General features: G+C 48.1%; 15 protein-coding genes. All 15 read left to right on the top strand.

Annotated features, from left to right (window positions below; genetic code table 11):
* Nucleotides 1-254: 254 nt before the first annotated feature.
* The 15 genes from dnaE to OIR97_RS10465 all read left to right on the top strand — a co-directional run bounded on the left by dnaE (nt 255) and on the right by OIR97_RS10465 (nt 17,287).
* Nucleotides 255-3,758 (top strand): DNA polymerase III subunit alpha, encoded by a 3,504-nt coding sequence (dnaE, locus tag OIR97_RS10535; RefSeq protein ID WP_219821727.1) that lies wholly within the window; start codon nt 255-257, stop codon nt 3,756-3,758.
* 167 nt (nt 3,759-3,925) lie between these two features.
* On the top strand, nt 3,926-4,741 hold the full coding sequence (rpsB, locus tag OIR97_RS10530) for a 30S ribosomal protein S2 (RefSeq protein ID WP_219821726.1): 816 nt from the start codon (nt 3,926-3,928) through the stop codon (nt 4,739-4,741).
* Between the two features lie 76 nt (nt 4,742-4,817).
* On the top strand, nt 4,818-5,744 hold the full coding sequence (gene tsf / locus OIR97_RS10525) for a translation elongation factor Ts (protein WP_169545589.1): 927 nt from the start codon (nt 4,818-4,820) through the stop codon (nt 5,742-5,744).
* 150 nt (nt 5,745-5,894) lie between these two features.
* Entirely contained in the window at nt 5,895-6,611 is a 717-nt protein-coding gene (gene pyrH / locus OIR97_RS10520; RefSeq protein WP_169545588.1) for a UMP kinase, read from the top strand.
* 74 nt (nt 6,612-6,685) lie between these two features.
* Nucleotides 6,686-7,243, top strand: a complete 558-nt coding sequence (gene frr / locus OIR97_RS10515; protein WP_169545587.1) for a ribosome recycling factor — start codon at nt 6,686-6,688, stop codon at nt 7,241-7,243.
* 3 nt (nt 7,244-7,246) lie between these two features.
* Nucleotides 7,247-7,981 carry an isoprenyl transferase gene (locus tag OIR97_RS10510; RefSeq protein WP_169545586.1) on the top strand — a complete coding sequence of 245 codons (735 nt, stop codon included), beginning with the start codon at nt 7,247-7,249 and terminating at the stop codon, nt 7,979-7,981.
* Nucleotides 7,974-8,780 carry a phosphatidate cytidylyltransferase gene (locus tag OIR97_RS10505; RefSeq protein ID WP_169545585.1) on the top strand — a complete coding sequence of 269 codons (807 nt, stop codon included), beginning with the start codon at nt 7,974-7,976 and terminating at the stop codon, nt 8,778-8,780. Before OIR97_RS10510 ends, OIR97_RS10505 begins: the two co-directional genes overlap by 8 nt.
* A 1-nt stretch (nt 8,781) precedes the next feature.
* On the top strand, nt 8,782-9,987 hold the full coding sequence (locus OIR97_RS10500) for a 1-deoxy-D-xylulose-5-phosphate reductoisomerase (RefSeq protein WP_169545584.1): 1,206 nt from the start codon (nt 8,782-8,784) through the stop codon (nt 9,985-9,987).
* A gap of 25 nt (nt 9,988-10,012) precedes the next feature.
* The gene (gene rseP, locus OIR97_RS10495) at nt 10,013-11,173 is read left to right on the top strand and encodes an RIP metalloprotease RseP (RefSeq protein WP_169545583.1); all 1,161 of its coding nucleotides are present in this window, start codon (nt 10,013-10,015) and stop codon (nt 11,171-11,173) included.
* 51 nt (nt 11,174-11,224) lie between these two features.
* Nucleotides 11,225-13,507, top strand: coding sequence for an outer membrane protein assembly factor BamA (gene bamA / locus OIR97_RS10490; RefSeq protein WP_219821725.1), 2,283 nt, complete (start codon nt 11,225-11,227; stop codon nt 13,505-13,507).
* A 1-nt stretch (nt 13,508) separates the two neighbouring features.
* Nucleotides 13,509-14,075, top strand: a complete 567-nt coding sequence (locus OIR97_RS10485) for an OmpH family outer membrane protein (protein WP_169545582.1) — start codon at nt 13,509-13,511, stop codon at nt 14,073-14,075.
* Nucleotides 14,075-15,100, top strand: a complete 1,026-nt coding sequence (gene lpxD / locus OIR97_RS10480; protein ID WP_169545581.1) for a UDP-3-O-(3-hydroxymyristoyl)glucosamine N-acyltransferase — start codon at nt 14,075-14,077, stop codon at nt 15,098-15,100. The genes OIR97_RS10485 and lpxD overlap by 1 nt, the downstream gene beginning before the upstream one ends.
* Nucleotides 15,097-15,561 (top strand): 3-hydroxyacyl-ACP dehydratase FabZ, encoded by a 465-nt coding sequence (gene fabZ / locus OIR97_RS10475; RefSeq protein WP_169545580.1) that lies wholly within the window; start codon nt 15,097-15,099, stop codon nt 15,559-15,561. The genes lpxD and fabZ overlap by 4 nt, the downstream gene beginning before the upstream one ends.
* Nucleotides 15,562-15,666: 105 nt before the next feature.
* Nucleotides 15,667-16,452 carry an acyl-ACP--UDP-N-acetylglucosamine O-acyltransferase gene (gene lpxA / locus OIR97_RS10470; protein ID WP_169545579.1) on the top strand — a complete coding sequence of 262 codons (786 nt, stop codon included), beginning with the start codon at nt 15,667-15,669 and terminating at the stop codon, nt 16,450-16,452.
* Nucleotides 16,418-17,287 (top strand): LpxI family protein, encoded by an 870-nt coding sequence (locus OIR97_RS10465; protein WP_169545578.1) that lies wholly within the window; start codon nt 16,418-16,420, stop codon nt 17,285-17,287. The genes lpxA and OIR97_RS10465 overlap by 35 nt, the downstream gene beginning before the upstream one ends.
* Nucleotides 17,288-17,290: the final 3 nt, after the last annotated feature.

Raw genomic sequence — 17,290 nt, 5'->3', positions numbered from 1 at the left:
CAAGAACAAAATAGCCTCCATAAGAACAATGGAGATGAAAATGTCGAACTTTAATTGGATGAAAAACGGTTTTGAATGTCTCGTTTTCGGGGGTGCTTTGGCGACCATGGTTTTTTGGGCCGAAATTGTTCACAGCTTTACAGGATGAAGTTTGATTGGTTGCGGCTTGGGGATCCAGCCACCGCAACTTATCCACAAGAATTTATCAAAACGGAGGGTGTCAAGGACTGATCTTTTAAAAGGGATGTGTGATAATGGGACGTATAAAGTCACTGATGGAGAATGTTTCCTTGTCCCATGCCGGTTTTGTCCATTTGCGGGTTCACACCGCGTACTCCCTGTCCGAAGGGGCGATACCGGTCAAAAGACTGTTAGGGCTGTGTCAGGATTTTAAAATGCCTGCGGTCGCATTGACAGATACTAATAATTTGTTTGGTAGTCTGGAAATGTCACTGTCTTTTCCCTCTGGCGGCGTCCAGCCAATTATGGGGTGTCAGGTCTCCGTGACCAGCACCGGACCGCTTGACCGAAATGGTCGGAAACCGGATCCGGATCCCATGGTTTTTTTGGCTCAGAATGAGGCTGGGTATTACAATCTTTTAAAATTGACCTCTCATGCCTTTCTTGAAACCGAGGCGGGCGATACGGCGCAGGTCAGTCTTGAGTATCTGGAAAGTTGTTCTGAAGGATTGATCTGCTTGACCGGCGGCGCAGAAGGCCCCATTGGAAAGCTGATTGAGAACGAGCAGATGGAGGATGCTGAAACGTATCTGCTTCGGTTGAAAACGATCTTCCCTGGCCGCCTTTATATGGAAATTCAACGTCATGACCTGGATTTGGAGAAACTGACCGAGCCGTTTATGCTGGATCTGGCTTACGAGCACGATATTCCCTTGGTTGCGACCAATGAATGTTTTTTTCCGAAAAAGGAAATGTATGACGCGCATGATGCCCTATTATGTATCGCCAATGGTACCTATGTCGGGGATCTTGAGAGGAAAAGACGGACACCCGAACATTACTTCAAGTCTGCGGATGAAATGCAGGCTCTGTTCAGTGATTTACCCGAGGCCATCCAAAACACGCTGGTGATTGCAAAACGCTGCGCGGTGTTGTCGCCTGCGCGGGATCCCATCCTGCCCGCCTTTTCTTCCTCTGAGGGTCGGGATGAGGCCGGGGCTCTGGAAGCATTGGCCCGTCAGGGCTTGCAAAAGCGTCTGGAAGAAGAAGTGTTTACCGCGGACATGGACGAGGATGTCAAGGCAGCCAAGCACAAGGAATATTTCGACCGGTTGGAATATGAAACCGGTGTGATCAACCAGATGGGATTTCCCGGATACTTCCTGATCGTTTCGGATTTTATTCAGTGGTCGAAAGAAAATGATATTCCAGTCGGGCCGGGGCGTGGATCAGGCGCGGGCTCGGTGGTTGCGTGGGCCTTGACTATTACAGACCTTGATCCGTTGCGTTTTGGTTTGCTGTTCGAGCGGTTTTTGAACCCGGAGCGGGTGAGCATGCCCGACTTTGATATCGATTTCTGTCAGGATAAACGCGAGCGTGTGATCCGGTATGTTCAGGACAAATACGGACATGATCAAGTCGCTCAGATCATCACATTCGGTAAGTTGCAGGCCAAGGCGGCCATTCGTGATGTGGGCCGTGTTTTGCAGATGCCTTATGGTCAGGTTGACAGGATCAGTAAGCTGATACCGTCTAATCCGGCCAACCCTATGAGCCTTCAGGAGGCACTGGATACTGAATATCCATTACGCGAGGCCCGGGATACGGATGCGGATGTTGCTCGACTGATTGAAATTGCGCTGCAGCTTGAAGGTCTGTATCGGCATGCCTCAACCCATGCGGCGGGCGTGGTGATCGGGGACCGGGAGCTGGATAAACTGGTACCACTATATCGCGATCCGCGATCTGATATGCCGGTTACACAATATTCCATGAAATATGTGGAAACGGCAGGACTGGTAAAGTTCGACTTCTTGGGGTTGAAAACCCTGACTGTCTTGGACCGGGCCAAGGATCTTCTGGCAAAACGGAATATTCCAATTGATTTTGCCAAGATCCCGCTTGATGACCCTAAAACGTTTGAGTTGTTGTCCAGTGGCGACACGGTTGGCGTTTTCCAGCTTGAGAGTTCGGGCATGCGGGATATGCTTCGAAAAATGCGACCCGATGCGTTTGAGGATATTATCGCGATTGTGGCCTTGTATCGTCCGGGTCCCATGGAAAATATTCCGACCTATATTCGCTGTAAACATGGTCTTGAAGAGCCGAATTTGCTGCATGATAAACTGAAGCATATTCTGGAAGAAACCTATGGCGTGATTATTTATCAGGAACAGGTGATGGAAATTGCCAAGGTTCTTGCGGGATACAGCCTTGGTGAAGCGGATCTGCTGCGCCGTGCCATGGGCAAAAAAATTAAAGAAGAAATGGACAAACAGCGGGAGCGTTTCTGTGATGGGGCGGTCGAGCAGGGGGTCAAGGCGAAAGATGCCAGCCACATTTTTGACCTTGTGGCAAAATTTGCGAGTTATGGTTTCAATAAATCCCATGCGGCGGCCTATGCATTGGTGTCGTATCACACGGCTTATCTGAAGGCGAATTACCCAGTCGAATTCATGGCGGCGTCCATGAGTCTGGACTTGAATAATACAGATAAACTGAACATATTCCGGCAAGATCTGGATAGAATGAAAATCCCGGTTTACCCTCCTTGTCTCAATCATTCAGAGGTGGAATTTTCTGTCGAATTCAAGGGCGACGAGGGCGCAGTACGGTATGCCTTGTCAGCGGTTAAGAATGTTGGTCGTGAAGCAATGGCAGGCATCGTCAAGGAACGCTATGAAAATGGACCCTTCAAGGACCTGTTCGATTTCGCGTCCCGGATCAACCCTAAGCATATGAATAAACGTCAGGCGGAAAACCTGACCCGGGCAGGTGCGTTTGATGCCCTGCATGCGGACAGGGCACAGGTTTTTGCCTCGTTGGAATTGCTTTTACGATATGCGCAGCAAGCAGAGGAAGAGCGGGGCAGCGGACAGGTTAATCTTTTTGGAGGGTCCGACACGGTGGCAGAGGTAACGCCGAGTTTGGCAAAAGCGTCCCGTTGGACATCCATGGAAAGCCTTAAGCACGAATTTGATGCAATTGGCTTCTATTTGTCGGGTCACCCTCTCGATGCTTATGCGAAAACACTTGAAAAAGCAGGGGTTCGCAGCAGCGCCACATATCTGGAATCGCTTGGGGCATCGGAAACGGCGGCGCGTCTTGCCGGGACTGTTATGGGAAAGCGCCAGTTGAGAACGAAAAAAGGAAAAGCACTCGCCTTTGTTCAACTGTCAGATTCTTCAGGGGCCTTTGAGGTCACAATGTTCGAAGAGGTGCTGTTTCAGTGCCGCGAGATTCTGGAGGTTGGTAGTTCTCTTGTCATTAACGTCCTTGGTAATGTCGACAACGAACAACCCCGACTGACAGCGCAAGGAGTTCAACGGCTTGAGACAGTCGCAGCCCAGACAGGCGACGGGGTCAAGATCTTTATCGATGATGATGGTCCGTTGAAGCAAGTCTCGGATATTCTTCAGAATGGTGGCGTCGGTCGGGGCCGGGTGGCCTTTATTCTGACCCTTGAGGGCGATTCAAAAGAGGTCGAGCTGGATTTGGCTAGAACCTACAATATCTCTCCAGAAATACGCCAGGCGATCAAATATGTTCCCGGTGTTGTAGATGTTCACGATATTTAACAGAAAAGCTCACTTTTCACTTGCATCTTTGGAATTAGGGCTATAGACACCGCCTTGTAAATTCACACGTGAGTTCGGTAGTTACTGTGTTGGTAACGACCATCCGGTGTTCAGAATGTTTCTGGACCAAGGCTCACGGAGGTTCAACCGGAAAAGGAGTATGCATTATGCAGCCGCAACAGCCTCTCTTCAGTATGCAGCAGCTTTTAGAAGCTGGTGTTCACTTTGGTCACCAAGCCCGTCGTTGGAACCCAAAAATGGGTCCGTACATCTTCGGCAAAAGAAATAACATCCACATTATCGATCTACAGCAGACAGTTCCTATGCTGGACCAGGCCCTCGCGGCGGTTCGCAAAGTTGTCGCTGGTAACGGTCGTGTCCTTTTTGTTGGCACAAAACGTCAGGCATCTGAAGTTGTTGCTGAAAGTGCCAAGCAGTGCGCACAGTTCTATGTGAACCATCGCTGGCTCGGCGGAATGCTGACAAACTGGAAAACAGTTTCTGAGTCAATCAAACGTCTTCGCACTGTTGAAGAGCGTCTTTCTTCAGACGAAATGGGTCTGACCAAGAAAGAAATCCTGAAAATGACACGCGAGCGTGACAAACTGGAACTGGCTCTTGGTGGTATTAAAGACATGGGCGGTCTTCCAAGCATCATCGTCGTGATTGATACAAACAAAGAAGAGCTGGCTGTTAAAGAAGCAAACAAACTGGGCATTCCGGTTGTTGGTATTCTTGATAGTAACTCAAACCCAGATGGTATTGACTATCCGGTTCCTGGTAATGACGATGCCTTGCGCGCCATCAACCTTTATTGTGATCTGTTCAAGCAGGCCGTTATCGACGGTATTTCTGAAGGAATGGAACTGAAGGGTGAAGATCTCGGCGAAGCACTCGAAGCTCCAGTAGAAGAGCTTCCAGTTGCAGACGCACCTGCTGAAGCAGCCGAAGCACCAGCTGAACAACCAGCGGCTTCTGAATAATTTGACGATTGTCACATGCTCGCAATGGGCATGTGACAGTTTAAATCAATCACATTTATTGAAATGAGGATCGGTTATGGCTGAAATTACAGCTGCAAAAGTTAAAGAACTTCGCGAAAAATCTGGCGCCGGCATGATGGATTGCAAAAAAGCGCTGACCGAAACCGCAGGTGATCTTGACGCTGCGATTGACTGGTTGCGTACAAAAGGCCTGGCGACAGCGTCTAAAAAATCTGGTCGTGTCGCCGCTGAAGGATTGGTTGCCGTTTCAACTTCCGGAACGTCTGGTGCGATCGTTGAAGTGAACGCAGAAACAGACTTCGTTGGTCGGAATGAAGATTTCCAGAAACTGGTAATGGGCATCGCAGATGTTGCATCTACACAGTCTGGCGATCTGGACGCAATTAAAGCGGCAACTTTCCCGGGATCGGACGAAACTGTTGAAGCGACCCTGACAAACGCAATTGCAACAATCGGCGAAAACATGAACCTGCGCCGCGCAGTGAGCGTGTCTGTCGAAAATGGTGTCGTTGCATCATATGTTCACAACGCAACAGCCCCTGGTCTTGGTAAGATCGGTATTCTTGTTGCTTTGGAAAGTGAAGGCGATGCGGCCAAACTGGAAGAGTTTGGTAAGCAGATTGCAATGCATGTTGCAGCAACAAACCCTGAAGCAGTTTCTGTTGACGAGTTGGACCCAGCATCAGTAGAGCGTGAACGGACAGTTCTTTCCGATCAGGCACGCGAATCTGGTAAGCCAGAAGAAATTATCGCCAAGATGGTCGAAGGCCGTTTGAACAAATTCTATCAGGAAGTTGTTCTGCTGAAACAGACGTTCGTCGTTGACGGTGAAAATTCTGTCGAAAAAGCTGTTGAGCTTAAAGGCAAGGAACTTGGATCCTCCATCAAGATCGCAAGCGTCATCCGCTACGCGGTTGGTGAAGGTATCGAAAAAGAAGAATCTGATTTTGCTGCTGAGGTTGCTGCTGCAGTTAGCGGCTAAGCGCAAAACCACTCTAAAGAACATGGCGGTCTCGGGAACGAGGCCGCCATATTTTTATGGGATGACAGGATTACTTTCAATATTTCGCCGATCCTGTATGCTGTCTTCCCGAAATTCAATTCAGATCAACTGTTAGAAATCGGGGTTAAAATGCCAAGTGAACCGCAATATAAACGGGTTCTTCTTAAATGTTCCGGTGAGGCTCTTCTTGGAAATCAGCAATATGGTATCGATGTGGAAACTGCCACACGTATTGCACAGGATATCCGTGAAGCCCATGATTTAGGGGTGGAGGTTTGCGTTGTTGTTGGCGGCGGAAATATTTTTCGCGGGGTCTCCGGGACCGCTCAAGGCATGGATCAGGCAAATGCCGATTATATGGGGATGATGGCAACCGTCATGAACGCCCTTGCCTTGCAGCATGCCATTGAAAAAGAAGGTATGGAAAGCAGGGTTCTTTCAGCGATTCCGATGTCCGCGGTTTGTGAGCCATACATTCGACGCCGGGCAGAACGTCATCTGGAACGCGGACGGATTGTGATTTTTGCAGCCGGAACAGGCAATCCATTTTTCACAACTGATACCGCTGCGGCGTTGCGGGCGGCAGAAATGAAATGTGATGCGCTGCTTAAGGGCACGAATGTTGATGGGGTCTATGATAAAGATCCGCGCACTTCGCCAGACGCAAAACGGTTTGATACGCTCAGTCATCTTGATGTAATTGCCAACGATCTCAAGGTCATGGATGCGGCGGCAATATCACTGGCACGGGAAAACAATATTCCAATTCTCGTATTTTCTATTCAGGAAACCGGGTCATTTGCTAGAGTATTGAAAAAAGACGGATGCTTTACGGAAGTTTCTTGATAATAATGCCGTCACAGCGATTTGTTGAATTAAGATAGCATGTTAGAAATATCTATTAATTTAGGGAGAGAGTAATGGCTGGGCCAGAAATGAAGGACCTGGAAAAACGGATGAAGGGGGCGTTAGAGTCTCTAAAAACGGAATTTGGTGGTCTGAGAACCGGTCGGGCGCATATCAGTTTGCTCGAGCCTGTAACGGTTGAATCCTATGGTGCAGAGATGCCTTTGAACCAGGTTGGAACAGTAAGCACTCCGGAAGCACGGATGCTGGCCGTTCAGGTTTGGGACAAGGGAAATGTCGGCGCCGTTGAAAAAGGCATTCGCAATGCCGGTCTTGGTCTGAACCCTGTCGTAGATGGTTTAACAGTGCGCGTTCCTATTCCGGAACTTACTGAAGAACGTCGTGTTGAACTGACGAAAGTTGCCAGTGGATACGCTGAGCAGGCAAAAGTTGCTATCCGCAATGTGCGTCGTCACGGGAACGATGCCGCCAAAGCGGCTGAAAAAGACGGTGACTACTCCAAGGATGATGTGAAAAAGGCTGAAGAAGACATTCAAAAGCTGACGGACACATATGTAAAAAATGTGGACGATATGCTGTCAGAAAAACAACAGGAAATCATGCAGGTTTGATTGATGGAGATTGCGCAATCTAGTCAATCCATATCTGAAGTTCCGACCCACATTGCCATCATTATGGATGGCAATGGACGGTGGGCTACCCGTCGTTCAATGAGCCGGTTAAAGGGGCATGAACAAGGGGCAAAAGCTGTTCGTGAAGCTGTCAAGGGATGCCGTGAATTGGGCGTGCCCTATCTGACACTCTTTGCTTTTTCTTCAGAAAACTGGAACCGTCCGGAAGAAGAAGTGAACCATCTCATGGGGCTGTTTAAATTCTTTATCAAAAGAGAATTGAAAGAGCTTAAGAATAATGGGGTTAGGGTAAATTTTATTGGAAACCTGAAACGGCTTCCCCAGGATATTCAAGACCTGGCCAATGTTGCGTTGGAAGAAACCAGGGATAATCGGGGACTGGTTCTCACGATAGCGTTAAGCTATGGGGCGCAAGCAGAGATAATATCTGCGGTTCAGAGCCTGGCTGAAAAAGTAAAGGCTGGAGAATTGCAGCCTGAAGAAATAACAGAGCACCTGTTCTCCAAGAGCTTGGATACCGGTGATATTCCGGATCCAGACTTGATCATCAGAACCAGCGGCGAAAAAAGACTGAGCAACTTCCTGCTTTGGCAATCAGCCTACGCTGAGTTGGTGTTTCAGGACGTTCTTTGGCCTGATTTCACGAAACGGCATCTTGAAGATGCAATTGACGACTATTTTGGTCGTAATCGTCGGTTTGGAGCGATTAGTGGCTAAATCCTATTCATCGTTACAATTGCGGGTGATGTCAGCGCTTGTACTCGCCCCAATCGCAATCGCTGCTGTTTATTTTGGAGAATTGTATTTCACTGTTTTCATGACCGTTGCCGGCTTGGCAATGATCTATGAATGGTGCAAAACATCTTTTAAAAACAATGGGTATCTGTATGGCGCGCTGATCGGTGTATCGCTATTGGTATCTATTTACTTGCAAAGTGAGAAAAACCTCTTAACCGCTTTGTATCCTTTGTATATTTCTGCATCCATAATCCTCGTTGTTGGTCTCTTTTCAAAGCGGGACAATGAATGGCTGGGCGGTTTTCTGGGACCGTTATATATCGGTATTCCTGTCCTTTGTTTTTTGCAGTTACGGACATTGGACCCGGATGGGCTTGGCCTGACAATTTTGTTGTTTGCGATTGTTTGGGCCACTGACACCGGGGCATATTTTGCGGGCCGCAGGATTGGCGGTCCGAAGATTGCTGTGTCCATCAGCCCGAATAAAACATGGGCAGGCTTGATCGGTGGAATGATCAGCGCGGCGATCGTCGCAGGTGTTTCAACCCTCTATATCGATTTTTCCGGATTTCCGGTTTGGCTGGTTGCTTTGCTCGGAGCGGCGTTTGCTGTTTTGGCGCAAATTGGCGATTTCTTTGAATCCGGCTGGAAACGATATTTTGGGATAAAAGATGCTAGCAACATGATTCCAGGCCATGGCGGCGTACTCGATCGGTTGGACGGTGTGTTATTTGTCGCGCCCGCCCTATATTCTATGGCGATGGTAGTAAGGATGTAACATGGAATTTGCAGCAAGGATTGCAGAACGGGCTGCTTTGAAAAATCCGGCGACAAAGCGCATTACTATTTTGGGCTCTACTGGATCCATCGGTGTCAGTACTTTAAAGTTGATCAGGGAGGCGTCAGAGGATTTTGACGTCGAATGCCTGACAGCACACAACAATGTTTCTCTCCTGGCGCAGCAGGCTATTGAATTTTCGGCGAAACGCGCCGTTATCGGGAATGCATCCCTTTATGACACTTTAAAGCAGGCCCTTTCGGGAACCGGTATCCAGGCAGAGGCCGGGGAAGAGGCCTTGATTGATGCTGCAGGAACGCCTGTGGACTGGGTAATGTCCGCGATTGTCGGGGCGGCCGGGCTGGCACCAACATTGGCTGCTGTTAAAACAGGCGCGACCATTGCGCTTGCCAATAAAGAGTCGCTGGTCTGTGGCGGTGATCTGGTTCTTGATAACGTAAAAAAATGTGGGGCGACCTTACTGCCCGTTGATAGTGAACATAATGCCATTTTTCAGGTATTTGACACCCATCAGACTGAGATGGTTGAACGATTGATCCTGACGGCGTCCGGGGGGCCTTTTCTGAACCTGACACGCGCTGACATGCGGGATGTCAGCCGAGAGCAGGCCCTTGCGCATCCCAATTGGGATATGGGCGCAAAAATCTCCATTGATTCTGCGACAATGATGAATAAAGGCCTGGAGTTGATTGAAGCCTATCATCTGTTTCCGGTGGAAAAAGACCAGATTGATATTTTGGTTCACCCCCAGTCGGTGGTGCACAGTCTTGTTGAATATCGAGATGGATCGACATTGGCCCAATTGGGTTCTCCGGATATGAGAACACCGATTTCTTATGCGCTTGGCTGGCCAAACCGGCACGCCTTTAAAGCTCAGAAACTCGAGCTTGGAAAAATAGGAACACTGACATTTATGGATCCGGATTTTGAACGGTTTCCGGCCCTTCGACTGGCTAAATCCGCATTGAAGACTGGAAAATCAGCACCGGCGGTCCTAAATGCAGCAAATGAAATCGCGGTAGACGCTTTCCTGAAGGGGCGAATTGGATTTCTGGAAATCTCTGAAACTGTTGAAGAGGTTTTGAATAAGATTGATTTTGTCACTTTTAACGAAATCGCAGACATATTCGAAGAAAATCGCAGAGTGAGAGCCTATACTCAGACTGCACTTGAACAAAGAAGCTGACCCCAGGTCAGGTGATGGAGCCCTAATGGATTTAATATCTGAATACTGGATTTACTTTCCCGCCTTTGTCGCGGTGATTACAATTCTGGTTTTTGTTCACGAATACGGACATTATAAAATTGCACGTTTATGCGGTGTGAAAGTGGACGTTTTTTCCATTGGTTTCGGCAAAGAACTGTTCGGCTGGTATGATAAAAATGGATGTCGCTGGCGTATTAGTGCCATCCCATTCGGTGGATATGTCAAATTTTTTGGGGATGCAGGGGTAGCCAGTAACGCGGAAACTGGTCTTGATGCACTTTCAGAAGAAGATAAATCGGTTTCTTTTCATCATAAAAAATTGTGGCAACGGGCCGCAGTGGTCGCCGCCGGTCCTGCGGCGAACTATTTGTTTGCTATTGTCGCCCTGACAATTCTGTTTTTGACACTGGGCCAGGCCCATACGCCGCCGATTGCAACGAAAGTGATCGACGATAGTGCGGCGATGAGTGCGGGGATCGAGCCTGGCGATCGTATTCTGTCGGTAAACGGCGATGAAATTGATAGTTTTGAGCAGTTGCGCCAAAAGGTTGTTGTCGGCCTGAACGAGCCGTTGAACATGAAAATTGACCGGGGTGGTGAAATTGTTTTTCTCGATATCACTCCAAAAATTGTTGAGCATGTAGATGCCGATGGCAATGTTCAAAAAATCGGTCAGTTGGGCATTCGGTCGGAAAAACGCGAATTCCGGCAGCACGGTCTTTTCAGTGCGATGAGCAGCGCGGTCGACCAGACCTGGTTTGTGACCACGGCAACCCTTAAAGGGGCAGGCCAGATGATCACAGGTGCCCGGGATACCAAAGAGCTAAGCGGCCCGATCGGTATTTTGAAGATGTCTGGGGATGCTGCAAAAAGAGGGTCCAGCCTCTCGGATAATTTGCTGTCCCTGTTTAATTTCATGATCTTTGTTTCCATCAGTCTGGGCCTGATTAACCTGTTTCCAATTCCCATGTTGGATGGCGGCCATTTATTGTTTTATGTCATTGAAGCCATTAAAGGAAAACCGCTTGGCGAAAAATACATGGAATTTGGTTTCCGTATTGGACTAACGCTCGTTCTGATGCTAATGATATTCGCAACGTGGAATGATCTGAATAAATACCTGTTTAAGGACTCGCTGGATTTCTTGACCGGGTTGTTTTCTTAACGTCGGTTATTTCAAATCCTGTTAAAACGGAATCCGCTGGGGGGTGGAAATTTGCGAGTATTGATTTTCGTCTGTGCGCTAACTTTAGCAGCCATTGGTACTCCCGTATCAGGGCAAAATCAGGCAATCGCGCAAACTGCGAATAGCATTTCTGAAATACGTGTGGAAGGCAACCGTCGTATCGAAGCGTCGACCGTTCAGTCATACTTATTGTTCTCTGTCGGGTCTCCGTATAACCGCTCACGCGTCGACAAGTCATTGAAGGCCCTGTTTAATACGGGGCTTTTTGCCGATGTAACGATCCGCCGGGACGGGTCCGCTATTGTCGTAAATGTTGTCGAGAACCCGATCATCAACCGCCTCGCCTTTGAAGGTAATCGCCGTATTAATGATGATGTCCTGAATTCTGAAATTCAGCTGCGTCCCCGGGTTGTTTATACACGCGCGCGTGTTCAAAACGATGTTCAGCGGATTATAACAGTATACCGCCGCAGTGGCCGATTTGCTGCCGTTGTTGAACCAAAAGTGATCCAGCTGGAACAAAACCGTGTTGATCTGGTTTTCGAGATCAATGAGGGCGAACAGACCGGCATTAAGAAAATCAGGTTTGTTGGTAACAAGATTTTCCCGGATAAACGCCTGTTGAGTCAGATTTCAACAGACGAAACCCGGTGGTATAATTTTCTTTCCAGCAGCGATACGTATGATCCGGACCGTTTGACCTTCGATCGGGAACTTTTGCGTAAATACTATCTCAGCAAGGGGTATGCCGATTTCCGGGTTGTGTCCGCAATTGCCGAATTGACACCAGATCGTGATGGTTTCTTCATTACATTTGCTCTTGATGAAGGGCAGCAATATGCGTTCGGCAAGATCGATGTGGAAAGCGAAATCAAGGATCTGCAGCCAGAGGCGATCCGCGCCCTGCTGACGACCTTTGAAGGCGAGACGTATGATGCGGATGCAATCGAAGAAAGCATTCAGGCGATCACCTTCGAACTGGGTAAATTGGGATACGCCTTTGTCAATGTACGTCCTAAAGTTGATCGTGATCCTGAAAACCTGAAAATTGCTGTGAATTACCAGATTAAGAAAGGCCCGCGGGTTTATGTGGAGCGGATCAACATCACTGGTAATGTTCGTACACTCGACCACGTTATTCGCCGCGAGTTTAAACTGGCCGAAGGCGATGCGTTCAATACCGCTCTTTTACGTCGGTCACGGGCGCGTATCCGCGGACTGAACTTCTTCCAGAAGGTGGAAGTCACGCAGGATGAAGGAAGCTCACCCGACAAAACGATCATCAATGTTGATGTACAGGAAAAATCAACTGGTGAGCTAAGTATTGGTGCAGGCTTCTCGACAACAGATTCTGTTTCTGGTGATCTGACGATCCGCGAGCGCAACCTGTTGGGACGTGGTCAGGATCTGAAGTTCAAGATTTCACTGGGTGCGGAAAACCAGAATATCGATCTGGGCTTTACAGAACCTTATTTCATGGGCCGGGATTTACGGGCAGGCTTCGATATTTTCAATGTTCGTAAAGACTTGCAGGATGAAAGTGGCTACGACTTGGACCGTCTGGGTTTCCGTTTGCGTACCGGTTTCAGGATCAAGGAAAATATCACGGCATCCGTAAACTATTCTTTGATTAACGAGAAAATCGACAACGTACAATCAGATGCTTCAACCGTTATTCAGAAATCTGAAGGCGAGTTTCTGACGTCTTCAATTGGCTATAACCTGAACTTCAACTATCTGGACGACACTATTTTACCGACGGAAGGTAACCAATATACCTTTGGGCAAAATTATTCCGGTCTGGGCGGTGATGTATATTCGATTGCGACAGAAGCAAGCTATATGCACTTCTTCCCGTTGTATGAAAAAGATGTCGTGTTAAGTGTCGGGGGTGACGTTGGTTATATCTTTGGTTTGGGCGAAGATGTCATCCTTGCTCAGCGGTTTAATATTGGCGGCCGGTCTTTCCGCGGTTTTGCTAAATCAGGTATCGGTCCTCGGGATCGGGTAACCGGTGACTCTCTGGGCGGAAATGCCTATATTGTGGGTAAAGCTGAAGTTCGTTTCCCAATGGGCTTTCCTGAAGAGTTTGGATTGCTGGGTCGGACCTTCATTCATGCCGGAACATTGGCGCAGATTGACGACAATGATCCGAATATTCTTGATGAAGCTTCACTTAGGGCCTCAGCTGGTTTTGGTGTAAACTGGACGTCACCATTTGGTCCGTTGCAGGTGAATGTGTCTTATCCGTTCCTGAAAGAAGATTTCGATGATGATGAAATCTTCCAACTTGAATTTGGAACCAGATTCTAAAATGAACTTTTTTTATATGTTTAACAAACTGGGTTTTGCGATCTTACTGGGCTTATTCTGCGTAACATCTGTTGCGCAAGCTCAGGATGCACAGAATATTGCTGTTCTGGATCTGGGGGCTGTTTTGTCGAAGTCCAAAGCCATGAAGGACGCCGATATGAAAATCTCGGCGATGGAGAAAAACTTCAAGGCCAAAAACGAAATCGCACAAAACAAACTTCGTGAAGAAGAGCAGCAAATTGCTCAGCAGCGGGCTATTCTGGCGCCGGATGTATTTGTGAAAAAACGGGATGCGTTTCGCAAAAAAGCGGCAGACTTTAATCGCAACGCTCGCCTCAAGTTGAGGCAGTTTGCCTTAACGCGTTCCGATACGGTCAAAAAGATCGAAAAAACGATGGAGCCCATCGTATCCAAGATTGCCAAATCAGTTGGGGCAACCATGATCGTTGAAAAGAAACAAATCCTGTTTGGTGAAACCAAATTGGAAATCACGGATTTGGTTGTTGCGGATCTAAACGCAAAGTTACCATCTGTTTCTGTAAAACTCGTACCACTGCCTGCTCAATAATGGCTGATAAACGCTTTTTCCAAAACAAGGGTCCATATACCCTGAAACATCTGGCTGAGATAAGCGATGCACGCATCGAAGGCCCTGATCCTGAACTGGTAATTTCCGATGTTGGGGCACTGGACAGTGCTGGTGCTGACATGGTTAGTTTTTTCAGCAATCCGAAATATCTGGATGCCTTTAAAAACTCCAAAGCATCGGCATGTGTTGTGCCTGAATCTGCGGTAAAACATGCGCCAGAAGGTATGACATTACTGGTCTCCAAAGACAGCTACAAGTCGTTTGCAAAAATATCCGGGCATTTCTATCCACCGGAAGAGGGGGATGGTTCTATTCATTCCTCAGCGATTATCGATGAAACAGCAATTCTTGGGAAAAACCTGACGATTGGGGCTGGGGCAGTTGTCGAAGCCGGGGCCAAAATCGGGGATAATACAATAATTGGGCCGCAATGCTTCGTTGGTAAAAATGTCATTATTGGAGAAGGGTGCCGACTGTCCGTTCAGGTATCGGTTCGTTACTGTCATATGGGCGACAATGTAACGTTATATGCAGGCTCGCGCATTGGTGAAGATGGTTTTGGCTTTGCGCCGGATCCGGTCAAGCATGTGAAAATTCCGCAATTGGGCCGGGTTATTATCGGCTCTAACGTGGAAATCGGGGCTAATACCTGTGTCGATCGGGGCGCCGGGCCTGATACCATCATTGGCGACAACTGCTGGATTGATAACCTTATTCAGATTGGTCACAATGTAAAAATGGGGACGGGCGTGATTATTGCGGCCCAAACTGGCATTTCCGGAAGTTCGACCGTCGAAGATTACGTTCTTTTAGGCGGTCAGGTCGGCGTGACGGGGCATCTTACAATCGGGTCTGGTGCGCAGGTCAGTGCAATGTCCGGAGTGATTTCAGACATTCCAAAAGGACAGGTCTATGCAGGGTTTCCAGCAAGACCGATCAAAGAGTTTTTTAGAAGTGTAGCGACACTGAGAAAGTTGATGAAGAATAGAGGAAGCAGCAAATGAGCGACGAAACTGAAAATACAGTTCTTGAAGCGATCGATATTATTGAAATCATGAAAATGATCCCACATCGCTACCCTTTGCTGCTGGTTGATCGTGTTAAGGACATCAATCCCGGCGAAAGCGCAACGGGCATCAAGAATGTCACGATGAACGAACCTCAGTTCCAGGGCCATTTCCCAAATCGGCCGATTATGCCAGGTGTTATGATTGTTGAAGCCATGGCGCAAACCGCGGGCGTTCTCGTTATCAAATCACTGGATGCGGCAAATGCAGGCAAGCATGTGTTGTTCATGTCTATTGACAACGCCCGGTTCCGGGCACCGGTAACACCGGGGGACGTCATGCATATTAAAGTCTCGAAAAAACAGCAGCGCGGGCCAGTCTGGAAATTCACTGGTATTGTCGAGGTTGAAGGCAAGAAAGTTGCTGAAGCTGATTTTGCAGCGATGATTACAGATTAAGCTGTTTCTGGGCTGCCAAGAAACGCGTTGAAACAAAGCTTGATTTGAGACTTTGTCTGCAACTTGATAGCAAAGAGTTTATTTTAATAGAAGTGTTGGGTCCTGATGGGTAACATTCATAAGACGGCGGTTATTGAAGACGGTGCACGTGTTCACGAAACTGCCGAAGTCGGTCCTTTTTGCGTGATCGAAAATGGTGTCTCCATTGGGGAAGGAACCGTTCTTAAATCCCATGTGGCAGTGGCCGGAAAAACGACCATTGGAAAGGGCTGTACGGTTTTTCCTTTTGCATCCATCGGTCATGTTCCGCAAGACCTGAAGTTCCATGGTGAACAAAGCGAGGTTATTATCGGGAATAACACGGTTATTCGCGAACATGTGACCATAAACCCGGGAACAGAAGGGGGCGGATCGCTTACCAAAGTGGGCGATAACGGGCTGATTATGATCGGTGCTCATATTGCGCATGATTGTCTTGTAGGGGACAATGTTATTCTGGTGAATAATGCGACCCTTGGCGGTCATGTTATTGTTGAGGATTTTGCAATCATTGGCGGCTTGTCGGCGGTTCACCAATTTGTTCGAATTGGTGCCCATGCCATGATTGGCGGTGCATCCGGCGTTGAAACCGATATTATTCCTTTCGGATCTGCTACAGGAAACAGAGCGGTATTATCTGGTCTTAATCTTACCGGTATGAAACGCCGTAATTTTTCCCGTGAAGAAATTCATGCGTTGAGAAATGCTTATAAAAAATTGTTTGCAGAAGAAGAGGGCACGTTTAAAGACCGCACTGCCCTTATTGCATCAGAATATCCAGAGTCAGTCGTTGTAAAAACTGTTTTGGACTTCATTAATGGAGACTCCAAACGTGGCTTTTGCCAACCATAATTCTGCAATAGATGAAGGTCGTGTCGGCATTATTGCCGGTCAGGGCGACCTTCCCCTGACGCTGGCAGAGACGTTAAAAAATCGTGGGGAAATGCCGTTCCTTCTGTTAGTGAAGGGTGAAGCCGACCCTGAAAAATATACAGATTATCCCCACGAAATCATTCCCATCACTAAAATTGGTAAGTTTCTGAAAGCCCTTAAACGGGAAGAATGCCGCCGTGTGACAATGGTCGGGCCAGTGGCACGCCCTGATTTCAAGAACCTTTTTCCTGATTTTGAAGGTTTAAAGCTGCTGGGGCGGATTACGTCTGCGGTCAGTAAAGGGGATGATGGTTTGATGAGGGCCATTACAGCCTTTGTTGAAGAAAAAGGGTTTAAAATCGTTGGGGCGCATGAAATTGCGCAGGAGCTCTTATCGACCCAAGGAACCCTTGGCGCAAATCACCCCAATGAAGGGGACCTTAAGGATATCAACAAAGGAATTGCCGTAATACAGGCTCTGGGCGAGTTTGATATCGGTCAGGCGGTTATTGTCCGGGACGAGTATGTGTTGGGGATTGAAGCGGCTGAAGGTACTGAAAACCTGATTAAACGCTGTGCAACGCATAAATTTGAATATCCTGCGGGGGTTCTGGTCAAGTTATCCAAGCCTGGACAGGATCTGCGGGCTGATATGCCGACTGTGGGGCCGGACACGGTGCGTCAGGCAATCAACGCTAACTTGCGGGGAATTGCAATTGAAGCGGAAGCCAGTCAGATTGTTGATCGCGATGAAACAATCCGCCTTGCTGATGAGGCAGGCCTATTCCTTTTGGGTACCGTTGTCCCGCGCTAGGGG

Source organism: Sneathiella aquimaris (genome assembly GCF_026409565.1).
Classification (GTDB): domain Bacteria; phylum Pseudomonadota; class Alphaproteobacteria; order Sneathiellales; family Sneathiellaceae; genus Sneathiella; species Sneathiella aquimaris.
Note: the sequence above shows the minus strand (reverse complement) of the source record. Positions and strands in the feature narration are given on the sequence as shown.